18 protein-coding genes are annotated in these 23,266 nt (G+C 35.8%); 5 read left to right on the top strand and 13 right to left on the bottom strand.

The window, feature by feature from the left end:
- Positions 1–307 precede the first annotated feature (307 nt).
- On the top strand, positions 308–1,768 hold the full coding sequence (locus A9G11_RS00900; protein ID WP_065617660.1) for a catalase: 1,461 nt from the start codon (positions 308–310) through the stop codon (positions 1,766–1,768).
- 554 nt (positions 1,769–2,322) lie between these two features.
- Here A9G11_RS00900 and A9G11_RS00895 read toward each other — a convergent pair.
- The 5 genes from A9G11_RS00895 to purH form a co-directional block, all read right to left on the bottom strand.
- Entirely contained in the window at positions 2,323–2,937 is a 615-nt protein-coding gene (locus A9G11_RS00895; protein ID WP_065617659.1) for a hypothetical protein, read from the bottom strand.
- A gap of 10 nt (positions 2,938–2,947) precedes the next feature.
- A complete protein-coding gene (gene rlmB, locus A9G11_RS00890) occupies positions 2,948–3,697 on the bottom strand; it encodes a 23S rRNA (guanosine(2251)-2'-O)-methyltransferase RlmB (RefSeq protein ID WP_065617658.1) in 750 nt (249 codons plus the stop codon).
- The gene (gene rnr, locus A9G11_RS00885; RefSeq protein ID WP_065617657.1) at positions 3,698–6,082 is read right to left on the bottom strand and encodes a ribonuclease R; all 2,385 of its coding nucleotides are present in this window, start codon (positions 6,080–6,082) and stop codon (positions 3,698–3,700) included. It abuts the gene before it with no gap.
- A 289-nt stretch (positions 6,083–6,371) separates the two neighbouring features.
- Positions 6,372–7,664, bottom strand: coding sequence for a phosphoribosylamine--glycine ligase (purD, locus tag A9G11_RS00880; RefSeq protein ID WP_065617656.1), 1,293 nt, complete (start codon positions 7,662–7,664; stop codon positions 6,372–6,374).
- A gap of 113 nt (positions 7,665–7,777) precedes the next feature.
- Positions 7,778–9,370, bottom strand: coding sequence for a bifunctional phosphoribosylaminoimidazolecarboxamide formyltransferase/IMP cyclohydrolase (purH, locus tag A9G11_RS00875; RefSeq protein ID WP_065617655.1), 1,593 nt, complete (start codon positions 9,368–9,370; stop codon positions 7,778–7,780).
- 264 nt (positions 9,371–9,634) lie between these two features.
- Between purH and idnO the strand changes: the two genes are divergently transcribed.
- The 3 genes from idnO (at position 9,635) to idnR (ending at position 12,916) form a co-directional block, all read left to right on the top strand.
- Positions 9,635–10,399 (top strand): gluconate 5-dehydrogenase, encoded by a 765-nt coding sequence (gene idnO / locus A9G11_RS00870; RefSeq protein WP_065617654.1) that lies wholly within the window; start codon positions 9,635–9,637, stop codon positions 10,397–10,399.
- A 121-nt stretch (positions 10,400–10,520) separates the two neighbouring features.
- Positions 10,521–11,771: an MFS transporter gene (locus A9G11_RS00865; RefSeq protein WP_065617653.1), complete on the top strand. Its 1,251-nt coding sequence runs from the start codon at positions 10,521–10,523 to the stop codon at positions 11,769–11,771.
- A 152-nt stretch (positions 11,772–11,923) separates the two neighbouring features.
- Positions 11,924–12,916, top strand: a complete 993-nt coding sequence (gene idnR, locus A9G11_RS00860; RefSeq protein ID WP_065617652.1) for a DNA-binding transcriptional regulator IdnR — start codon at positions 11,924–11,926, stop codon at positions 12,914–12,916.
- 250 nt (positions 12,917–13,166) lie between these two features.
- Here the strand turns inward: idnR and era are convergent, their stop codons facing one another.
- From era to A9G11_RS00820, 8 genes are all read right to left on the bottom strand, one after another.
- The gene (gene era / locus A9G11_RS00855; RefSeq protein WP_065617651.1) at positions 13,167–14,072 is read right to left on the bottom strand and encodes a GTPase Era; all 906 of its coding nucleotides are present in this window, start codon (positions 14,070–14,072) and stop codon (positions 13,167–13,169) included.
- On the bottom strand, positions 14,069–14,743 hold the full coding sequence (rnc, locus tag A9G11_RS00850; RefSeq protein WP_065617650.1) for a ribonuclease III: 675 nt from the start codon (positions 14,741–14,743) through the stop codon (positions 14,069–14,071). The genes era and rnc overlap by 4 nt, the downstream gene beginning before the upstream one ends.
- 11 nt (positions 14,744–14,754) lie before the next feature.
- Positions 14,755–15,759, bottom strand: a complete 1,005-nt coding sequence (gene lepB / locus A9G11_RS00845) for a signal peptidase I (RefSeq protein WP_065617649.1) — start codon at positions 15,757–15,759, stop codon at positions 14,755–14,757.
- Between the two features lie 20 nt (positions 15,760–15,779).
- On the bottom strand, positions 15,780–17,576 hold the full coding sequence (gene lepA, locus A9G11_RS00840; RefSeq protein ID WP_065617648.1) for a translation elongation factor 4: 1,797 nt from the start codon (positions 17,574–17,576) through the stop codon (positions 15,780–15,782).
- A gap of 135 nt (positions 17,577–17,711) precedes the next feature.
- A complete protein-coding gene (locus A9G11_RS00835) occupies positions 17,712–18,713 on the bottom strand; it encodes a MucB/RseB C-terminal domain-containing protein (protein WP_081298366.1) in 1,002 nt (333 codons plus the stop codon).
- 6 nt (positions 18,714–18,719) lie between these two features.
- Entirely contained in the window at positions 18,720–19,283 is a 564-nt protein-coding gene (locus A9G11_RS00830; RefSeq protein ID WP_065617646.1) for an RseA family anti-sigma factor, read from the bottom strand.
- A gap of 50 nt (positions 19,284–19,333) precedes the next feature.
- Positions 19,334–19,906, bottom strand: a complete 573-nt coding sequence (gene rpoE / locus A9G11_RS00825) for an RNA polymerase sigma factor RpoE (RefSeq protein ID WP_065617645.1) — start codon at positions 19,904–19,906, stop codon at positions 19,334–19,336.
- Between the two features lie 206 nt (positions 19,907–20,112).
- On the bottom strand, positions 20,113–22,620 hold the full coding sequence (locus tag A9G11_RS00820) for a class I adenylate cyclase (protein WP_141674313.1): 2,508 nt from the start codon (positions 22,618–22,620) through the stop codon (positions 20,113–20,115).
- 74 nt (positions 22,621–22,694) lie between these two features.
- Here A9G11_RS00820 and A9G11_RS00815 point away from each other — a divergent pair.
- Positions 22,695–23,266, top strand: a 572-nt coding sequence (locus A9G11_RS00815; RefSeq protein ID WP_065617643.1) for an NUDIX hydrolase, incomplete at its 3' end; no start/stop codon positions are given.

Raw genomic sequence — 23,266 nt, 5'->3', positions numbered from 1 at the left:
ACGAAATTTTTAGATTATTTGAAACATTATTACTTCGTTTTTTTACTAATTGGTCTTTCAACTTTAATCCTATTTTTCTGTTATCGCAAGCTAATTTAGCCAGAAAACCGTACTATTACAAATAAATAATATTATTCTTGATAATTAAAATATAATTTTTTAAAGTATTACTGTTTATATTACGTTTATCTTTTTTTACCACGCTCTACAAGTCCCACATTCATGTCTTGGGGACTTAATATTCAACCTATAATTGGGTATTTTATCCCTCAAAGACTCTTTTAACATAAGAAAAAGGAGTGTTGCAATGTCTGAAAAAAAAGTATTAACTACCAACAATGGCGCCCCAATAGCCGATAATCAAAATTCACGAACAGCCGGACCTCGTGGACCAGTTCTAATTGATGATTATCAATTAGTTGAAAAATTGGCACAGTTTAACCGGGAGAATATTCCTGAACGACGAGTTCATGCCAAAGGTTCAGGCGCACATGGTACTTTTACCGTGACGAATGATATTACCCCATATTCTTATGCAAGCTTATTTGCTCAAATTGGTAAACAAACACCTGTTTTTGTAAGATTTTCAACGGTAGGAGGTGAACGTGGATCATCAGATACCGCTCGCGATCCTCGCGGGTTTTCAGTGAAATTTTATACCGATCAAGGCAACTGGGATATTGTGGGTAATAATACGCCGGTTTTTTTTATAAGAGATGCATTAAAATTCCCTGATTTTATCCATACCCAAAAACGTGATCCAAAAACTAATTTAAAAGATCCGCAAATGATGTGGGATTTTTGGTCTTTATCCCCTGAGTCTCTTCATCAAGTTACTATTTTATTTTCTGATCGTGGCATTCCCGACGGTTACCGACATATGCATGGTTATGGTAGCCATACTTATAGTGTGATCAATGCTGATGGTGTAAGATTTTGGGTGAAATGGCACTTTCGAACTGAACAAGGTATAAAAAATATTCCACCTAAACGAGCAGCTGAATTAGATGGCAGTAATCCAGATTCAGCTCAAGAAGATTTGTTTAAAGCGATTGAACGTGGCGACTATCCGAAATGGCGTCTTTATATGCAGTTAATGACAGAAGAGCAAGCCAATAATCACCATGAAAACCCGTTTGATGTAACAAAAGTATGGTCGCAAAAAGAGTATCCACTCATAGAAGTTGGGGTAATGGAGCTTAACCGTAACCCTGAAAACTATTTTGCTGAAGTAGAACAATCGGCCTTTGAACCAAGTAATGTTGTACCCGGCACTGGGCTTTCACCTGATAAAATGTTACAAGGTCGTGTGTTTGCTTATGCTGATGCGCACCGTTATCGTATTGGTACTAATTACCAACAATTACCTGTTAATGCAGCTAAATGTCCGGTGCATAATTATCAGCGAGACGGTGCTATGCGCTTTTACAGCCCTGATAATGCACCAAATTATGAACCTAATAGTGTTGATAGTGCGCCAAAACAACAACCTCAATATGCTGAACCACCATTGAATGTTCCGGCAGGAACAATGGATAGACATAATCATCGAGTTGATGATGATTACTACTCTCAACCGCGAGCATTATTCAATCTAATGTCTCCGGAGCAAAAACAACTGTTGATTGATAATATTATTGGTTCAATGAAGAATGTGGATCGAAATATTCAAATTAGACAGCTACAACACTTTTATAAAGTTCATCCAAACTATGGTGGAGGTATTGCTAAAGGTTTGGGTATCGATATCGACTTAATTAAAAGTTAATCATTTACAGCCAATAATGCTGACCAAATTTGGTCAGCATTTTTACACTATAGATCCGCGATTGAGAGATCGAATTAAATAACCTTTGTTGTATTAAACTTAATCCATATAAAAGCCAATCTAACTCCAGAATGTGAGTAAATAAATATCCAGATATCACATTAAACAAATCTAACCGGCTAATCCAACCCATTGCAATATAAATTAACTGATTAATTCAAAATGATATTTTTTGGTGATAACTGAAATTACAAATATCTTTATTAAAAACTTGTTTAGATCCCCAAAAAACACATTCCTTTTATGATTGAAAAGGTAAGAAGAGTTTATACATATGGTTGATTTTTGCAGTATAACCATTACAAAACCGAGTCTTAATAATGAAAAAAATGATAGGACAATGGAAACAAAAAATTATTTCTTTGATCAAAAAACAGAAATAGCTTTATTCAGTTTATCGTGAGTATTAATCATGACAAGATCAAGTAAATTCTATTCCTAGAATTTACTTGAATTATAGTAGATATCATTATAAAAGTATCATAAAGAGAAGATTAGGCGCGTTTTTTAGGACGTTTTATCGCATTAACTAAGGAACGATGACTCTTATAAAGCATTTTCGGCGATATCATGATTAATTCAGCAATGGGAGTCACCCAATCGGGAATTTCATTATTTTCAGGATGTTTTTCATCGATTGGTTTATCCACCGTAAATCGCTGTGTATTAGCAAATAATTGCTGCTTTTTAGCAATATCTTTATCATCAGCATCACTCAGCATTTTACAAGCATCTAATGCCTCTTGAGCAAATAACTCAGGCCAGTTTTCCGTTGCGTATTTAGGGGTGATAATATCTGAAAGATGACGCAACATATCGCGAAAAAGTAATAAGTAAACCATTTGAACGTTACGCCCTGATAGATTAGCTAATTGTTCATCAGAGAGTTCACTATTAATAATTGCCGGTATCCATTTAAAAAACAGCGTATCTTTATACATTTTCACAACAGATTTAATTGATTTATACTGTTTTTTTACCAAATTATCAATTTCACGAGACAACTGAAGGGTTGGGTAACCAACATGATTACGTCCATTGAGATCACGCGCTGATAACTGTTCATCCTCTTGTTTTTTAGGCAAAATTTTCTTTAATATACCTAACATCCCTTGTTCCTTATTGTCTATTTTTTTGCCGAACTATTTCAAATAAGCAAATTCCTGTTGCCACCGATACATTAAGCGACGATACAATACCAGCCATTGGAATACTCACTAGTTCATCACAGTGTTCTTTAGTTAAACGACGCATACCCTCGCCTTCGGCCCCCATAACCAATGCTAATGGTATGGCTGTTTTATAAAAATCAGTTTGATAAAGGGTTTTGTCGGCTTCACCAGCAGTGCCTACAATCCAAACTTGAAACTCATCTTTTAGCATTCGCATAGTGCGAGCCAAATTGGTTACCCGGACTACCGGCACACTTTCCGCTGCGCCACAGGCCACCTTCTGTACGGTCGAATTAAGTGATGCCGAGCGGTCTTTAGGTACCACAATAAAATCCACACCAGCAGCATCAGCAGTCCTGATACAAGCTCCCAAATTGTGCGGATCTGTGACTCCATCTAAAATCAAAATGACGGGATGACTTTTTTGTGTCATTAACAGTGGAATATCATTTTCTTGATAACTGCGACTCTCTTTGACTATGGCTATAATGCCTTGATGTACGCCGTTACGTGTTTTTTCATCTAACCATTGGCGGTTCGTTACTTTAACCGGTAAAGCTAATTGTTCGAGTTCGTGAACAACTGCTGTAAGGCGTTTATCTTCGCGTCCTTTCGCAATAAATACTTCAATAATTCTTTCAGGTGAACGCGCGAGCAATGCTTCAACCGCGTGAATACCATAAACTGTTTCACTCATCTATTTTTTACTCTTGGTTTTTTTGTTACTTGATTTTGTCTTTGTAGGCTTTTTTCGTTTAGCTTTACTACTCGTTTTATTATTAGCTTTTAGGTTGTTTGAGCCGGTAGATTTTTTACTTTTGCGTCGAACAGGCACATCGGCATCATTTTTGGTTAAAGATTGTTTAATTTTATCTTTTTGCGTTTTACCTTGACGCTTTGGTTTATTATCACTATAAACTAAAGAAAAATCAATTTTACGTTCATCTGGATTGACATTATCCACTTTAACTTTGACTTTATCACCTAAACGATAAGTAAAATGAGTGTTTTCACCAATCAAACGATTACGCGACGCATCAAAGCTATAATAGTCATTTTCCAATGATGAAACATGCACTAGACCATCTATAAATAGATCGTCGAGTCGGACAAAAAAGCCGAAATTAACCACACTTGAAATAGTACCATTAAATACTTCACCAACATGATCTTGCATATAATCACATTTTAACCAATCGACCACATCACGCACCGCCTCATCTGCGCGTCGCTCTGCCATAGAGCAGTGTTCTCCAAAATAGAGCATTTCGCTAGTGTTGTATCGATGCCCACCTGTTTTACTGGTTTTATGTTTTTCGTTGGCTAAAATCCATTTAATTGCGCGATGTAATAGTAGATCTGGATAGCGTCGAATCGGTGAAGTAAAGTGGGCATATTCTTCTAATGCCAAACCAAAATGGCCACGATTTTCAGGATCATAAATAGCCTGTCTCATTGAGCGTAAAATAACCGTTTGTAACATTTCACTATCAGCACGTGTTTCAACAGCTAGCATTAGTTGTGCAACATCCTTAGGTTGAGGCGTCGCCCCACCACCAAGTGTCAAACCAAGTTCACTTAATATGTTTCGAAGATTATTCATGCGCTCTTCATCAGGTCTATCATGTACTCGAAATAGTGAAGGTACTTGAGCGTTTAATACAAGTTTTGCTGCTGCTACATTAGCCAAAATCATGCACTCTTCAATAATTTTGTGAGCATCATTACGCTCGGCCATTTCAATACTTTCGATGCGTTTATCAGCATTAAAAATAAATTTTGGCTCTTGGGATTCAAAGGCAATGGCGCCTCGTGCTATTCGTGCTTTATCAAGTACTTTATATAGACCATAAAGATTCTCAAGATGAGGAACTAAATCTCGATAATGTTCTCGTAACTCTTCATCACCTTGTAAAATTTTTGCCACTTTAGTGTAGGTTAATCGTGCATGAGAGTTCATTACCGCTTCATAGAATTGGTAACCAGTCAAACGTCCTTTATTTGAAACGGTCATTTCACAAACTAAACATAAACGATCGACTTGTGGGTTTAATGAACAAAGTCCATTGGATAATATTTCTGGTAACATTGGCACGACACGTGAAGGGAAATAAACCGATGTTCCTCGCGAGCAGGCTTCTTTATCTAACGCCTTCCCTGGTCTTACATAATAACTTACATCGGCAATAGCTACCCATAAGCGGTAACCTCCACCCCGATTTTTTTGACAATATACGGCATCATCAAAATCACGCGCATCTTCACCGTCAATAGTAACCAGAGGTAAATCTCGTAGATCTTTTCGCCCTTTTTTAGCACTTTCTGGGACTTGCTCGGTAAATTTGCTCACTTCTTTTTCTACTGCTTTAGGCAGTTCATAAGGAATTTCGTGATTTCTAAGTGCGATATCGATTGCTAAGTTGGTTCCCATTATTTCACCAAGTACTTCTTTAATGGTTCCCACTGCCTTTTGACGGCGCTCAGGTCGTTGTTGTAACTCAATGACCACTACCGATCCCATTCGCACAGTCCGATTGGTTTTACCTGCCACTAAAATATCAAAATTCAATCGACTATCATCAGGAACAACAAAACCAACCCCTTGTTCAATAAAGTATCGTCCAACAATTTGATTACTGCGTGGTTCTAAAATTCGTACCACACGCGCTTCAGTTTTACCACGATATTGACTTCCGATAGGTTGAGCTAAGATAACATCACCTTGTAATACCTTTTTCATCTGTTCCGGTGATAAATAGTAATCTTCAGGTTTACCCTCTACCCGTAGAAATCCAAAACCATCGCGGTGAGCTATCACACTACCTTTTACCATATCGAATTTTTCAGGTAAGGCATAACATTTACGGCGAGTAAATACGACTTGTCCGTCACGTTCCATTGCTCTTAAACGGCGATGTAAAGCCTCTTTTTGTTCATCATTTTTAACGGATACGGCTTGGGCTATTTTCTCTAAATTAGCTGGTTTGGCTTCTTTAGTGAGATAGTCTAAAATAAGTTCTCGGCTGGCAATCGGTGAGTCATACTTTTCGGCTTCTCGTTGGTAGAAGGGATCTTTTATCATGGGGTACATCCTTTGGACTAATATTGAGTTAAGCATATCATAGAGTTGTTTAACTTAAAATGTTCATTCAAGTTATTAACGATTAGCATAGAGCAAAAACTGTTCCAAAATATACTAAAACATATAGCTATCCTGAAACTTCTTTACAGAATTATTCACCAATAGTTGCAATAAATAATATGGGTTACTAAAAATAGTTACTTTTAGAGATGATGATTAAAAATTATGGCGCCTTTAGCGCCATTATGCTATTTGATTGGTTATTGACTACTTAAATAGATTTTTAAAATCAAGATTGGTTCGTCTCTCGCTCAATTGCCCGGTAACCAATATCATGACGATAAAAACAGCCATGCCAGTAAATGTGTTTAATTTGCTCATAGACTGTTTGTTGCGCTTGCAAAACAGTATTCCCTAGCGCTGTTACACAAAGGACTCGTCCCCCATTAGTATAAACGCGACCTTTTTCTAAACTGGTTCCGGCATGAAAAATTTTGCAATCTGCGGTTGATTGTTCCGGTAATCCAATAATCACATTTTGGGTGTTATAGTGACCCGGATACCCTCCTGCCGCCATGACAACACCTAAAGCAGGTCTTGGATCCCATTGTGATTGCATACTATCTAATTTGCCGTCTATAGCTGCTAAACACAGTTCAGCTAAATCTGAACGCATTCGCATCATTATGGGTTGAGTTTCAGGATCACCAAGACGACAATTGAACTCTATCACTTTAGGATTACCTTGTTTGTCAATCATTAAACCAGCATATAGAAAACCTACGTATCTATTACCTTCTTGTGCCATACCATTAACAGTGGGATAAATAATTTCATCCATTACTCGATTAAATACTTGGTCAGTCACAACAGGTGCAGGTGAATAAGCTCCCATGCCACCAGTATTAGGTCCGGTATCACCATCACCAACTCGTTTGTGATCTTGACTGGTTGCCATAGGCTCAACATTTTTGCCATCAACCACTACTATAAAACTGGCCTCTTCTCCATCTAAAAATTCTTCGACCACCACTCTATGTCCTGCATCTCCAAAGGCATTACCGGCTAACATATCTCGTACTGCCGTTTCTGCTTCATCGAGAGTCATCGCAACAATTACACCTTTGCCGGCAGCTAAACCATCAGCTTTAATGACTATCGGCGCACCTTTTTCATGGATATAAGCTATCGCCGGATCAATTTCGGTAAAATTTTGATATTCAGCGGTAGGAATATTATGTCGAGCTAAAAAATCTTTAGTAAAAGCTTTCGAACCTTCGAGTTGAGCTGCCGATTTTGAAGGACCGAATATTTTTAAACCCGCTTTTTGAAAGCTATCAACTACACCAATAACTAACGGAGCTTCAGGTCCAACAATAGTTAAATCAATTTTTTCTTGTTGAGCAAAGTTAATTAATCCTCCCACATCGGTGGATTTGATATTGATATTTTCCAGTGCTTCTTCTAGCGCTGTACCGGCATTGCCAGGTGCAACAAAGACTTTTGAAACCATTGGTGATTGGGCGATTTTCCAAGCTATCGCATGTTCTCGACCGCCATTACCAATAACTAATACTTTCATACAAGATCCTTTAAATTCTTTTACCTAAAAAATGAAGATAAACTAATAGATTTTATAAAACAAAAGTTGGTGATCTATTTTCTTCTAATTCAAATTCAATAATTATTAAATAATTAATGTCTAAAATGACGCATACCGGTAAAAATCATTGCGATATTATGTTCATTTGCTGCTTGGATCACTTCTTCATCGCGAATCGATCCACCAGGCTGAATCACACAGGTCACTCCCACCTCAGCTGCTGCATCAACCCCGTCCCTAAAAGGGAAAAAAGCATCCGAAGCGACCACAGAGCCTGCCACCTCTAAATTTTCATCTTTAGCTTTTATACCGGCAATTTTAGCTGAATAAACTCGGCTCATCTGCCCTGCGCCAATACCAATTGTCATTTTATCTTTGGCATAAACAATTGCATTCGATTTAACAAATTTTGCCACTTTCCAACAGAATAAGGCATCACTTAGCTCTTTTTCAGTCGGTTGTCGTTTGGTCACCACTTTTAATTCGGTATCTGACACCATACCAATATCACGTTCTTGAACTAATAACCCACCATTGACACGTTTAAAGTCTAAACTTCTATTAAATGATGTTGACCAGTGACCACTTTCAAGCACACGTACATTTTTTTTAGCCGCCGTGATAGTTAATGCTTCTTGGCTAACTGACGGTGCAATAATCACTTCGACAAACTGATTATCAACAATTGCTTTGGCCGTTTTAGCATCTAAGGTTTGATTAAGTGCAATGATGCCACCAAAAGCAGAAGTGGGATCGGTTTTAAACGCATTTAAATAGGCATTTAAAATAGTATCGCTTATAGCTACACCACATGGGTTAGCATGTTTTACAATGACACAGGCTGGCTCAGTAAACATTTTTACACATTCGAGCGCCGCATCGGTATCTGCAATATTATTATAAGAAAGTGCTTTGCCTTGTAACTGCTTGCTGGTTGCAATGCAGGCATCTTTAACCTCTTCTTCAATATAAAATGCCGCTGCTTGATGTGCATTTTCGCCATAACGCATATTCTGTTTTTTAACAAATTGCAGGTTCAAAGTACGCGGAAATTCGCCAGCAGGTTTGTCTGTTTCACCAAAGTAAGGGGGAACTAATTGACCAAAGTAGTTTGCGATCATGCCGTCATATTTTGCTGTATGTTCAAACGCTTTTATCGCTAAATTAAACCGATATTCAAAAGAGAGGGAATTTTGATGATTATCCATCATAGAAATAATATTTGAATAATCGTGACAATCAACGACAATTGCCACATCTTTATGATTTTTTGCAGCTGAACGAACCATTGTAGGTCCGCCTATGTCAATATTCTCAACCGCATCTTCTAATTTGCAATCGCTTTTCGCTACGGTTTGAGCAAACGGATAGAGGTTCACAACCACCATATCAATTGGTTTAATTTGGTGTTGCTCCATGACATCATCATCAAGGCCACGTCGCCCCAAAATAGCCCCATGAATTTTTGGATGTAAGGTTTTTACACGTCCGTCCATCATTTCAGGAAATCCAGTATAATCTGACACTTCAGTGACCGGAATTTGATGTTCTGTTAATAGTTTAGCTGTACCACCTGTAGAAAGAAGTTCCACATTTCGTTTTGATAAGGCTTTGGCAAATTCCAAAATCCCACTTTTGTCAGACACACTCAGTAAAGCGCGACGGATAGGTCGAAACTGCTGCATGCATAGGCTCCGAAGTTGATAGTTAACATCCATAATAGGTAGGACTGACATTATATATAAAACAAGCATAGAAGTTTAGCATTAACTAGTTAAAGTATATCAAAAAATATTCTTTGGATAATATTTGAACTTGATCACAAAATTAACATTTTTATGCCAATAAGTGGTAAGTAAGCTTTCTTTTTTGTTTTTTTCATAATACTGTTATGCATAACAGTTACGCATAACATTTTGCATGAAATAAATAATAGAAGGAGAACTAAAATGCAATCTTTATTTGAATTGAAAGGGAAACGCGCTTTAATTACAGGTTCAGCTCAGGGAATAGGTAATTTATTGGCAAAAGGACTTGGACAATATGGGGCAAGTATTGTTATTAACGATATTACCCAAGAACGAGCAGATTGCGCTGCCAATTTAATAAGACAACAAGGTATTGATGCTATTGGGGTTGGATTTGATGTGACTAATCTTAATTCCGTAACCACTGCAATAGATCATATTGAAAAAGAGATTGGCCCAATTGATATTTTAATCAACAATGCGGGGATCCAGCGCCGTCACCCATTCACCGAGTTTCCTGAAGCTGATTGGGATGCAATTATTAATGTTAACCAAAAAGCGGTGTTTTTAGTCTCTCAACAAGTCGCCAAAAATATGATAAAGCGTAAACAAGGCAAAATTATTCATATCTGTTCAATGCAAAGTGAATTAGGTCGCGACACTATCACTCCTTATGCTGCTTCAAAAGGCGCCGTCAAAATGATGGTGAAAGGCATGTGTGTTGAACTGGCTCGTTACAATATTCAAGTTAATGGTATTGGACCAGGTTACTTCGATACTGACATGTGTAAGGCATTGGTCAATAATCAAGAATTTACTCGCTGGTTATGTCAAAGAACGCCTGCTGCTCGCTGGGGCCAGCCCGAGGAGCTTATTGGCTCTGCCGTATTTTTAGCTTCAGCTGCCTCAAATTTTGTTAATGGACACATTTTGTATGTCGATGGCGGTATGTTAGCTGCGGTTTAGTTTTATTACGGAGATGTAGATATCTTTATCGTCATTCATTTACATTTAAATAGATTGACAACTTAAAACCACATTTCCGTCTAACACTTTCTAATCATTATTAAATTACGGGAATTCTCATATGGATATTTCAAATAAACTTGCGCCATCTCGTTGGTGGCGATTAATGCCAATTATTTTTATAACTTATAGTTTAGCTTATTTGGATAGAGCTAATTATGGATTTGCAGCTGCAGCTGGAATTAATGACGATTTAGGGATCACTAAAGGGACGTCATCATTAATTGGTGCGTTATTCTTTTTAGGGTATTTTTTCTTTCAAGTTCCTGGCTCTGTCTATGCCGTGAAACGTAGTGTCCGCAAATTGATTTTTATCTGTTTAATTTTATGGGGACTTTGTGCTGCTTTAACAGGAATGGTAAGTAATATTCCATCGTTGATGATTATTCGTTTCGTTTTAGGGATAGTAGAAGCAGCGGTTATGCCGTCAATGTTAATTTATATTAGTACATGGTTTACAAAAGCTGAGCGTTCAAAAGCCAATACCTTTTTAATTTTAGGTAATCCGGTTACGGTACTGTGGATGTCAATTGTTTCAGCTCATTTAATCGATCTTTATGGTTGGCGTGAGATGTTTGTTATTGAAGGATTACCTGCGGTTGTTTGGGCTATAATTTGGTGGATTTTAGTTCGAGATAAACCAGCAGAAGTTAAATGGTTAACCGATAAAGAAAAAGCTGATTTTAAAGCGGCTATGGATAAAGAGCAACAAAATATCAAACCTATGCGTAATTATGGTGAAGCGTTCCGTTCAGGTAATGTTATTAAGCTTTGTTCTGTTCATGCCTTATGGAGTATCGGGGTCTATGGTTTTATGATGTGGATGCCCTCTATTATTAAATCTGCTGGTAATGTTGATATTGTTTCGGTTGGTTGGCTTGCTGCGATTCCTTATTTTGTTGCGATTGCTATGATGTTGGTAGTCTCTTTTTTATCAGATAAACTACAAAATCGAAAACTGTTTGTTTGGCCTTTGTTATTGATTGCTACTATTGCATTTTTTTCGGCATACCTTCTAGGTTCAGAGCATTTCTGGATATGTTTTGTACTTTTATCTATTGCTGCTGGTTGTATGTATGCACCTTATGGACCATTTTTTGCCTTAATTCCGGAACTGCTCCCAAGTAATGTATCGGGTGTTTCAATCGGTTTAATTAACAGTTTCGGCGCACTAGGTGCATTTATCGGTGCTTGGTTAGTTGGTGTGATAAATGCAGCCACAGGTAGTGCCGGTGCATCCTATATTTTTATGGGTGTAGCATTAGTTTTATCCGTCATTTTAATGGCTAGTGTAAAAGCACCAAAACAGTAATTGTCAAAATACCATTATTAAAACAAAAGGTAATTCATTAGAATTACCTTCTTATCCCATTGAAAATGACTAATGTTATTTATTTTCTTTTTTTTACTGGTAAAATATCGCAAATCCATTCGGCTGGTTTATTTAAATAACAATAAAGGATTATGAAAGATAAACGTATTAGTTTACAAGATATCGCTAATTTGACTGGCGTAACAAAAATGACTGTCAGTCGTTACCTGAGAAATCCTGAACAAGTCTCTGATAAAAATAGAGAAAAAATCGCCAAAGTTCTTAAAGATATTCACTATATTCCAAATTTAGCTCCTCAGATCATGTTAGGCTCTCGAAGTCATTGTATTGGTATTGTGATCCCTTCTTTTAAAAATCAAATCTTTTTAGAAGTGTTAGCCGGTATCGAATCGGTTGCTTCAGCGCATCACTATCAAACTATTATTACTAACTATAATTACGATAAGCAAATTGAAGAAGAGAAAATTATCAATTTATTATCTTACAATATAGATGCTTTAGTGTTAATGGAGAAAGTGCATACTAAAAACACCATACAATATTTGCAAACAGCCAATATTCCGGTGATTGAATTAATGGATATTACCAAAAAATTTTTTGATATTCAGGTAGGATTTGATAATCAACAAGCTGCGTTTGATATGATTATGCAAATGATTACAACTGGTAAAAAAAATATCATTTACTTTAATTCAGTTGCTAGCGCTCGTGATACTCAACGCTATCAGGGTTATCAACAAGCAATGAAACAAGCCGGATTAACTGCAAATCAAATCGTGCCAAATGCTATATCATCTATTGATTTGGGCAAAAGTATGTTTCATCAAGCAATCCAGAAATTTCCAAATATGGATGGTATTTTTTGTACCAATGATGATATGGCGGTCGGCGTTTTACTTGAATGTCAAAATTATAATATTGCTGTTCCTGAACAAATCGCTATTGCTGGTTTTCATGGATTAGAAGTCGGCCGTGCAAATAGTAAGAAAATTGCCACAGTAATCACTCCACGTTTTGAGATAGGAAAAGTTGCCATAGAGTTATTACTCAAACGTATTAATGGTGAACAGGTCAAAAACAGCATTAACTTGAGCTACCAAATAGATACTGGCCAAACAGTTTAAGTGATTATCATCACATACTTTTAGCCGCGTATCGATTTCATTAAAAATGTTAAGTTTAAGGTTGGTGAGTTAGCAATAAGTTAAATATGCCTATTGAGACTTGTCAGTTATGAGCTAATATAGGTGTCATTAGCTCATCATTTAACAGATTTACAGATTGTTTTTGAATAACGGTTAGATGCTTCTTATCAGTCATATTAGATCTGATATATATTATTTTCCCCGATCATCAAATACACCCTAGTTGAAATTAATCATCACTGTAACCTAGACTACGTAAGGCTCGTTCATCATCAGCCCAGCCAGCTTTCACTTTTACCCAAAGTTCTAAATGGACTTTATTGTCAAAAAAGGATTGCATATCTTTACGTGCTTCAATACCTATTTTTTTGATTTTTTCGCCTTTGTTACCGATGACCATTTTCTTTTGTCCGTCTCGTTCAACTAAAATGAGTCCATTAATCCGGTACATGCCGTTACGTTCATCAACTTTAAATTGTTCGATTTCAACCGTGACCGAATAGGGTAATTCGTCACCTAAGAAACGCATCAATTTTTCACGTATAATTTCAGAAGCCATAAAACGTTGTGAGCGATCAGTAATATAATCCTCCGGAAAATGATGTTCCCCTTCCGGTAAATGCTGTTTGACAATATCTTTGATGATCTCAATACCTTCACCTTTTTCGGCGCTAATCGGTACGACTTCAAGAAAATCTACTTTTTGACTAATTTCTTGGATATGTGGTAATAGTTGAGTTTTATCTATCACATTATCAATCTTATTAATCACCAATAACACCGGACATTTACACCCTTTTAGTTTATTGGCAACCATTTCATCATCATCATTCCAATGTGTGCCTTCAACCACAAAGATAACCAGTTCAACATCACCTATTGAACTACTCGCAGCTCGATTCATTAAGCGGTTAATTGCTCTTTTCTCTTCAATATGCAGTCCGGGTGTATCAATATAGATAACTTGATTATTATCTTGTGTATCAATACCGATAATCCGGTGACGAGTCGTCTGAGCTTTACGCGAAGTTATTGAAATCTTTTGACCCAATAATTGATTCAATAGTGTTGATTTACCCACATTTGGTCTGCCTACAATGGCAACAAATCCACAATGCTGTGTTGTTTCTGTCATTTTATACCTAATTGCTTTAACGCTTCTTGAGCTGCTGCTTGTTCTGCTTTACGACGACTCAAACCCCGTCCTAAATATTCTCGGTTATCATTGTCAATCTTACATTGGATTAAAAACTCTTGTTCATGATTATCACCCGTTACTTCAATAATCAAATAACATGGGCGTTCTCGATGAATACCTTGCAAATATTCTTGTAAACGAGTTTTGGCATCTTTTTGTTTAATACCCGGTTTTATCTCTTCTAAACGTGATTGGTACCAAAGTAAGATTAGCCGTCGTATATTTTCAATATCACTATCTAAATAAATGGCTCCAATAATGGCTTCCACTGCATCAGAAATAATCGATTCACGTCGGTAACCTCCACTTTTTAACTCTCCTTGACCAAGAATAAGATGATCACCTAATTTAAAGTTTTTGCCTATCTCAGCTAGGGTTTGACCACAAACTAAGCTAGCACGCATTTGGCTTAAGTCACCTTCATCTTGTTTTACAAAACGGTGAAAAAGTTCGTCGGCAATCACAAAGCTAAGTATAGAATCGCCTAAAAACTCTAAACGTTCATTATGTAATTTATTAGCACTTCGATGAGTAAGTGCTAATTCAAGTAAGGATATATCTTTAAACTGATAGTTTAGTGCTTGTTGTATTTGACTAAATTTCTTCATAGTAGTTGTAACTAATGTATACCACCGATACGGTTAAATCGAATACCTGTAGGCCATTCATCTGGCTGTTTTTCTAAACTAAACCAAATTGCAGTCGCTCGACCAACAAAATTCTTTTCTGGTACAAAACCAAAATAACGGCTATCACCACTATTATCACGGTTATCGCCCATCATGAAATAATGACCTTCTGGTACGACCCAAGTTGCTTTAGGTTGGCCTTTTTGTTGGAAAAAATAGTTAGGATCTTCTTGTGTACCTAGTGTAGTTAAGATCTCGTGAGGTTCATCACCTAAGGTTTCTTGTTGTATTTGTATATTTAAGGTAATTAATGAATCAGAATCAACGATACCTTCTTTTTTATACTGCTCTACAGTATAAAAATTAGGATTTGATTTAAAATTTTGATGTACTTCTTTCCAATCGCTGATTGTTGGCTCAGTATAATGTAAGTCGAGAGGCTCGGTTTTTTGTTGATCTACACAATCTTCACTGGCCGTTTGGCAATGTGGATAAATAAGTATTTTTTTCTCTTTAACAAGATAAACTATTTTATCTCCCGGTAATCCAACAACCCGTTTAATTAAATCCATTTGTGGCACATTCGGATGTTTAAATACCGCTACTTCGCCACGTTTTGGGTGACCCGTTGGAATTAATACCGTATTGGTAATAGGATCGCGTAGCCCATATGAATATTTTTGGACTGCAATAAAATCACCAATTAATAAGGTTTGCATCATTGAACCTGACGGTATTTGAAAAGGCTCAAAAAGAAAAGAGCGGATAAAAAACACCACGAATAAAACGGGAAAAAAAGATGCTAAACTTTCAACCCACCCTTTTGGTTTACCTACCTCTGCAAGTATCTTTCCATCAACATCACCATTACATTGTTTACGAACTTCTTCAACTTTTCGTTGTCTTGCTGGTTTCCATTTGAATTTCTCTAAAAACCAAAAGATCCCAGTAATAAATGTGGCAAATGTTAATATGATGGCAAATGTTCCAGCCATTTTTCTTCCTCTTTAACTGATTAATCTTTTCCTACATGCAAAATGGCTAAAAACGCTTCTTGTGGTAACTCAACATTACCCACTTGTTTCATACGTTTTTTACCTTCTTTTTGCTTTTGTAAAAGTTTCTTTTTACGGCTAACGTCACCACCATAACATTTGGCGAGTACGTTTTTGCGTAACTGTTTTACTGTTGATCGTGCAATTATATGATTGCCAATAGCTGCTTGGATTGCGATATCAAACTGCTGACGAGGAATGAGATCTTTCATTTTCTCGACTAATTCTCGTCCACGATAGGCGGCATTATCTCTGTGTGTGATTAAAGCTAAAGCATCAACTCTTTCACCATTAATCAGTACATCTAAGCGTACCATATCGGCAACCTGAAAACGTTTAAAACTATAATCTAATGACGCATAACCTCGAGACGTTGATTTGAGTTTGTCAAAAAAGTCTAATACCACTTCTGTCATTGGTATTTCATAAGTTAAAGCAACTTGATTGCCATGATAAACCATATGGGTTTGTACACCACGTTTTTCAACACACAAGGTAATAACATTACCTAAATAAGTTTGTGGTACAAGAATATTACATTCTGCAATAGGTTCACGAAGCTCTTGAATATTATTTACAGCAGGTAGTTTAGCAGGACTATCCACATAAATAATCTCATTGGAAGTGGTTAATACTTCGTAAACTACCGTTGGAGCTGTGGTAATGAGGTCCAGATTATATTCACGCTCTAAACGTTCTTGGATGATTTCCATGTGCAGTAAACCAAGAAAACCGCAACGGAATCCAAAACCTAATGCACCCGAATTTTCAGGTTCATAAAATAGTGAAGCATCATTTAAGCTTAATTTACCAAGTGCATCACGAAAAGCTTCATAATCGTCTGAACTTGTCGGAAATAAACCTGCATAAACTTGCGGTTTAACTTTTTTAAATCCGGGTAGAGGTTTATCCGCTGGTGTTCGTGCTGAGGTTAAAGTATCACCGACTGGCGCGCCTAAAATATCTTTAATTGCACAAACAACCCAACCTACTTCGCCACAATGTAAACGATCTTTATCTACTTGTTTAGGGGTAAATATCCCAAGACGATCGACATTATAAGTCATACCAGTACTCATGACTTTTATTTTATCGCCTTTCTGGAGTTCACCATTTTTAATACGAATGAGCGATACCACACCTAAGTAATTATCAAACCATGAATCAATAATCAAAGCTTGTAGTGGAGCATCAGAATCACCTTCCGGAGGTGGGATATCATTAACTAACTGCTCAAGGACATCAATTACACCAACACCTGTTTTTGCTGAGCAACGAACGGCATTACTCGCATCAATACCGACAATATCTTCAATTTCCTCAGCGACACGCTCCGGTTCGGCTGCGGGTAAATCTATTTTGTTAAGAACAGGAACCACTTCGAGATCCATATCTAACGCGGTATAGCAGTTGGCTAATGTTTGGGCCTCAACGCCTTGTCCGGCATCGACCACTAATAATGCTCCTTCACAAGCAGCAAGTGAACGTGAAACTTCATATGAAAAATCAACATGACCCGGAGTATCAATAAAATTGAGCTGATATGTTTGGCCATTTTTAGCATGATAATCTAAGGTAACACTTTGTGCTTTAATTGTTATACCACGCTCACGCTCTAGATCCATTGAATCTAGCACTTGGGCTTCCATTTCGCGGTCAGAAAGTCCACCACAAATTTGTATAATACGGTCTGAAAGCGTTGATTTACCATGGTCAATATGAGCAATGATTGAAAAATTGCGGATATTTTTATTCATATCAATAAATTATAATTTGTATTTTAGTTATGTACTGTTAATTATCTAAAATGCCACTTGCTAAAAATAATATTTTAAATAATCACGAAAATAGAAAAGAAGCATTTTACACATTAATAACCACTAAGCATAGTGTTATCGCGAGGTTTGTGATGATTTCTCAACAATATTTTGTGCAATACGCTCAATAGTAGTCCGTGGTAAGTTTCCAATAATAATAATATTTTTATTAGCAATATTGGTTGAAAAAATTGTTCGCCCACCTTGTTGTATAAATTGGTTAGACTGCTTAGTCACTTCAGGGGAAACATTAACGGTAAACGAAAAGACGCCGTCAGAAAATAATTTGGTTGCTATCTCTGAATTATAAAAGTTAACATTATAAGCTGCAATCTCTTCGAATCCTTTAGGTAACCAAGCCAAGCGCCACTCATCTAACGCATTATCTTGTTCATCGACTGATAACAAAATTGGATAAGTTCGACTATTAATATAGTTTGCTATTTTTTGCTTATCAAAATTCATATCTAACTGAACCACTTTTACCTGACTAATAATTTCATTATTTTGATCGAGTAAATCTATACGAATTGGTAAATACGTTTCTTCATCAACCCAAATAATATAGCTGTAACGATCTTTATCTTTAGCAATTATTTTAACGAGTTGTACACTTCGATTAGCTGTTCTTGTTTTTCCTAATAAAATAAAATCATAGATCTCTGTAAGATTGGTAAAATTATTATAAATAACATCAGGGAAAGCTTCGATAATACGAGGGCTATTTATAGAAAATGACGGACTATCTGGTTGAAAATAACTTGTTACACCATTATGTAAAATAATCTCTTTTGCCGGGCCTTCAAGATAAAGTAAGTAAGCATTAATATCTTCTTTTTTTGACGCACCTAAATGAGTGTATTCAAATGTTACTACATATTGATTTTTGTCTTGTAACAGAAAATTAATACGATAACTTTGATTGAGTACCGCATTATTCATCTTATTTAAAAGCATCAACGCTTCATCTGTATCATTGGCATAAACAAATAGTGAAAAAAATGCAAAAAACAGAGTAGAAATGCACCTTCTACTCTGTTTAGTAAAGAATTGGATTAAATAACGTTGAAATTTCATCTCTGCTTAATGCGCATTTAATCTTTTTTGTAATTCATAATCTTGAACAAGCAATCTAATTTTATCGTATTGTTTTTTCTCAAGTAACTGTTGATCATTCTGTTGAGTTATACCACCAACTGGCGCAATATTAACGCCTACAGGTACCGTATTTAATGTTGGCACTCCATTATCATTTTTTGTTTGATCTTGATGATACTGAACACCAGCAATAATAGCTAAAGTCACACAAGCCGCTAGACCAACTTGACTAATCTTACCAATAACGTCTTTGACTCGAACCCAAAATAATGTATTAACTTTAGGCATGACAACCTCATTAGGTTTAGGCTGCTCATCAGTTAATGGCTGATAAATATCTTCATTTGCTATCGCTTGAGCCACTTGTTTGGAAATATCTAAGGTCAAGGAACTATTATGCAATTCACCTCGCATGACGCCTCTTACAACATGATATCGATGCCAGCATGATTGCAAACTTTCATCGTTTAACACATCATTAAGAACATTCTTATCTGTAAATTCACCATCCATAAGTAATGAAAGTTGCTCTTTACTTTCTATTTGCATAGTAGATACCTTAAATTTATGACTACTTTTGGTTAATTTGTTGTTAACCATTAACTAAGTAATGGTTTAATTTTTTCATCAATAGCATCACGCGCTCTAAAAATCCGTGATCTTACTGTTCCAACGGGTGTATCCATAATTTCGGCGATTTCCTCATAACTAAGACCTTCAATTTCACGTAATGTGATAGCTGTTCTTAAATCATCCGGTAACGCTTCAATTGTTTCAAATACAACTTTTTTAACTTCATCTGAAAGTACTAAGCTTTCTGGGTTATCTATATCCCTTAATGAATCAGCACCTTCATAACTCTCAGCCTCATCAGCATCTATATCTGATGCCGGTGGTCGTCGACCTTGAGAAGTTAAATAATTTTTAGCTGTATTAACTGCAATTCGATACAACCAAGTATAAAAAATACTTTCACCTTTAAACAAGCTTAAAGATCGGTAAGCTTTGATAAAGGTCTCTTGCACCACATCAGGAACTTCTGAAGCCAGTACATAACGGGAAACAAGATGAGCTAATTTATTTTGATAACGAATCACAAGCAAATTAAACGCATTTTTATCGCCATTTAGTACGCGTTCAATCAATACTTGGTCGGTTAATTGCTCCCCCATTAAAGGCCATTCCCCATTATGTTGATAACTGTTATTTGGCCCAAAAAAGTGCTTACTAACAGTTAGATTATTAAATTAAAAAAAAGTTCCCAATATTTTAATAGAAATTTGATTATTTTATCTATTAAAACTATATTTTTCCTATTTTTATACTAAAACGTAGTGCTTTCCTGAAAGTTTTCAACATCAGAAGTATTTATAATTTCTTAATTTAATAGAAATATTTCGCGTTCACCAAGATTATTATAAGTAATTTGATAAAATTGTGGTAGATTGAAATTAACAGAACTACTTGTTGTGAAAGTAAAACGGTCATCGGATAAAACATAAAAATCATTAATATCTTTGACCATATTTTCTTTCGTTCCATTACAATTGCGATAAATTTCGACTTGGTTATGTTCATTTAGAATATAAAGATCAAATCCAGTGTCTGTATCCTCAAAAAAGAATTGAATTATGCCTTCGTAAGCGACACTATCTATTTCTTTAGGAAGTTCATTGGTTTCATCTAAAATATTTAGTGGTCTACCTTGTACTTTATTATTCGATACTGCGCCATATAAATCAATCGCATTTTCAAATTGATGAAATGATACACCGAGCCGTTCAAAGAATAGATACCATGACGATCCCCCTATTCTTAATGGTCGTACTTGGGTAGAGTTGTTTTGCGTAGTAGTAAGTCGTAACTCAACGCAATCGTCCATTAATTTCTTCATTTGCTGTTTAATTTCCTCATCAAGATTTTTACTGTAGCAAAAAATCTCTATTGATTCAGGTAAATCAGCATCTTTATGCATACGATTTAATAATGCTTTAATTGCTTCTAGAACACATAATGCACCATTAAAATGTAATACTCGAATCTCATTCCATGAATTTCGATAAAGAAGATCGATAGATCCAACTAAACTAAGTTCTTTTTTTCCATAATTGAGTACATTAGTATTTACATCATTTTCTAATTCTAAATCAAAGGTTGGATCTTCTTCTAAATTTAAAATTATGGCTAACTGACGAATTTCACATGGACCATAAAGTTGCTCTTCGGTTGCCGTAGCAACTTCGATAGGAAAATAACCTTTCAAATCGTCAATCAGTTTACTGATTTTAATATTATCTCGTTCATCACCGTCATGATAAAAAAACTTGGTTGAATCAGAAATTAGCCCGTTAAAGTAACACCAACCAACGAGTTTAACTAGATATTTACTATATTCTAAATATTGGTGGCCTACAATTGAATTAAGAATAGGTTTTTGATTGTAAACATACCATCCAGCTCGATTTATTCTATCTTCATTGACATGAATAAATGTTAATGCATCTTCTTGTAGATTATTAGAAATATTAAGTTTTAAAGTTGTAATTTTACCCGGTAATACTTCAAAAGAGGCATACAGCTTACGCGTTAAAATTGCCAAATCTTGAGGGCTAATGAGAGAATCTAAATTATTACGGCGCCCAAAGTTAAGCAAATTACGGTAGCCTGTCATCATAGTATGTAATAGTACTTCATGTACTTCACGAACTTGAGCTATTTTCCATGTATGACTTGCATCTAATTTGGCGATTAGTTGTGGACTCCAGCCCCACTGTTCAACCAATTGGCTTAATACGGCTCTGCGCCACGAAGGCGTTACTGTTGGCAAAGATAACTTTTCATTTACCTTTAAATAAAAACAGGTTCTTACTAATTCAAGTCGTTGGAAATCCTTAATCTCAACCAGATAATTAGTGATCCTTTCTAAAAGCATGTAATAGGAATCTAAATGACTATTTTGTATGTTGCCTGTTTGTATACAATTTTTCATTTCATGAGCAACAGTTCTATTTTCTGGATAGATCCAAGAATATGCTTCAAGTAATAGTGTTTTTAGTACCGCTTTAAATGGTGAATCAATACTTTTATAGAGTTGCCATAAACTGGCGCCAAAATACTCTTGAGCTGATAAACCTGTTAATGATCCAAAATCTATCCACTCATCGCGTTGGATCAACTTTAATTCAACTAGAGCCTTAACACATTCTTCGTAAGTCGTATAGTTTTTGCCATTTATAGTAAAGTCAAAGGGTACAGCAAACCATAATAACAATTTGCCTGCTAACAAATTTGCGGAACGATAAAACTCTTCAAGTAATAATATATGTTGAGCCGATCCACAGTTTTCCCCCATTAAACATTCATGGTGCTGATTAATAAAACGATCAACATCCACTACAAATAGCGTTAGTTTTACCTGCTGTTTTTCAGCCCATTGTTCAATTGCATGGCATTTTTGCTGTAAAGCTTGTTTTCTATTTTCAGACAAACTATTTTCAATACAGAGCCAAATATCTAAATCTGATTCAACCGATTGACCAATAGAACAGGTACTACCCATTGAATATAAAGCAGATATATCTGAAGCAACAGTTGAGGATGAAGCAGTAAAATTAAAATCATTTTTTAATAATTCAACAATTTCATCCGAAGGTTGATAATAAGCAATACCAAACGGCATATCATCATTTATATATCCTGGTAGTTCAGGACTATTGTAATGAAAAAGAACCGGCAGTAACGTAAAAACACTCTGAAATGCAGCAGGCATGCCAACCAAGGCACGCTCGCGTTTTAAGTTTGCAAGATCTTTGAGTTCTTTCTTTATGTTATTGATATAATATTGCATAGCATCATTTAGGTGAAACACGCGTATTAAATTACGCACAATTTCAATCTAACATTTTATTAGTATAACGTAAATAGAATGTAAATATTAAAATCTCAATAGACTGAATTATTATGATCACAATTAAAAAAATAACCAAACAAATTCAAACACAAAAATCCGTTAAAGTAATTGCTAATAAAGCTGCAATATTGATACCTATTATAACTATTGATGAACATTTACAATTATTATTCCAAGTAAGATCAAAAAAACTCAAATGGCAACCGGGTGATATCTGCTTTCCGGGTGGTCGCGTCGAAATTGTGGATTATTCACCACAACACACAGCGATAAGAGAAACTTACGAAGAATTAGGAATTGAAGCAAATGAAATAACCATTTTAGGCCAATTACCTAAGTTTATGGCAACACTTGGCATGATGATTTACCCTTTTGTTGCAGAAATTAGTTCCTTAAATAATTTACATCTTAATCCAGATGAAGTTGAAGAAATTTTTACTGTGCCAATAGATTGGTTTATCAACAATCCACCACAAATAGCAAACATGCTAATTGGTTATAAACCAGCGAATAATTTTCCATTTGATTTGTTACCTGACAAAGCTAAAAAATGGCAAAAAAGATCGGAACATCAACTCTATTTTTATCATTATAATAATCATGTGATTTGGGGATTGACGGC

Origin of the sequence: Gilliamella sp. wkB108 (assembly GCF_001690195.1) — a bacterium.
In the GTDB taxonomy this organism is placed as follows: domain Bacteria; phylum Pseudomonadota; class Gammaproteobacteria; order Enterobacterales; family Orbaceae; genus Gilliamella; species Gilliamella apicola_L.
The sequence above is the reverse complement of the archived record's forward strand: the minus strand, read 5'-3'. Positions and strand labels throughout refer to the sequence as shown.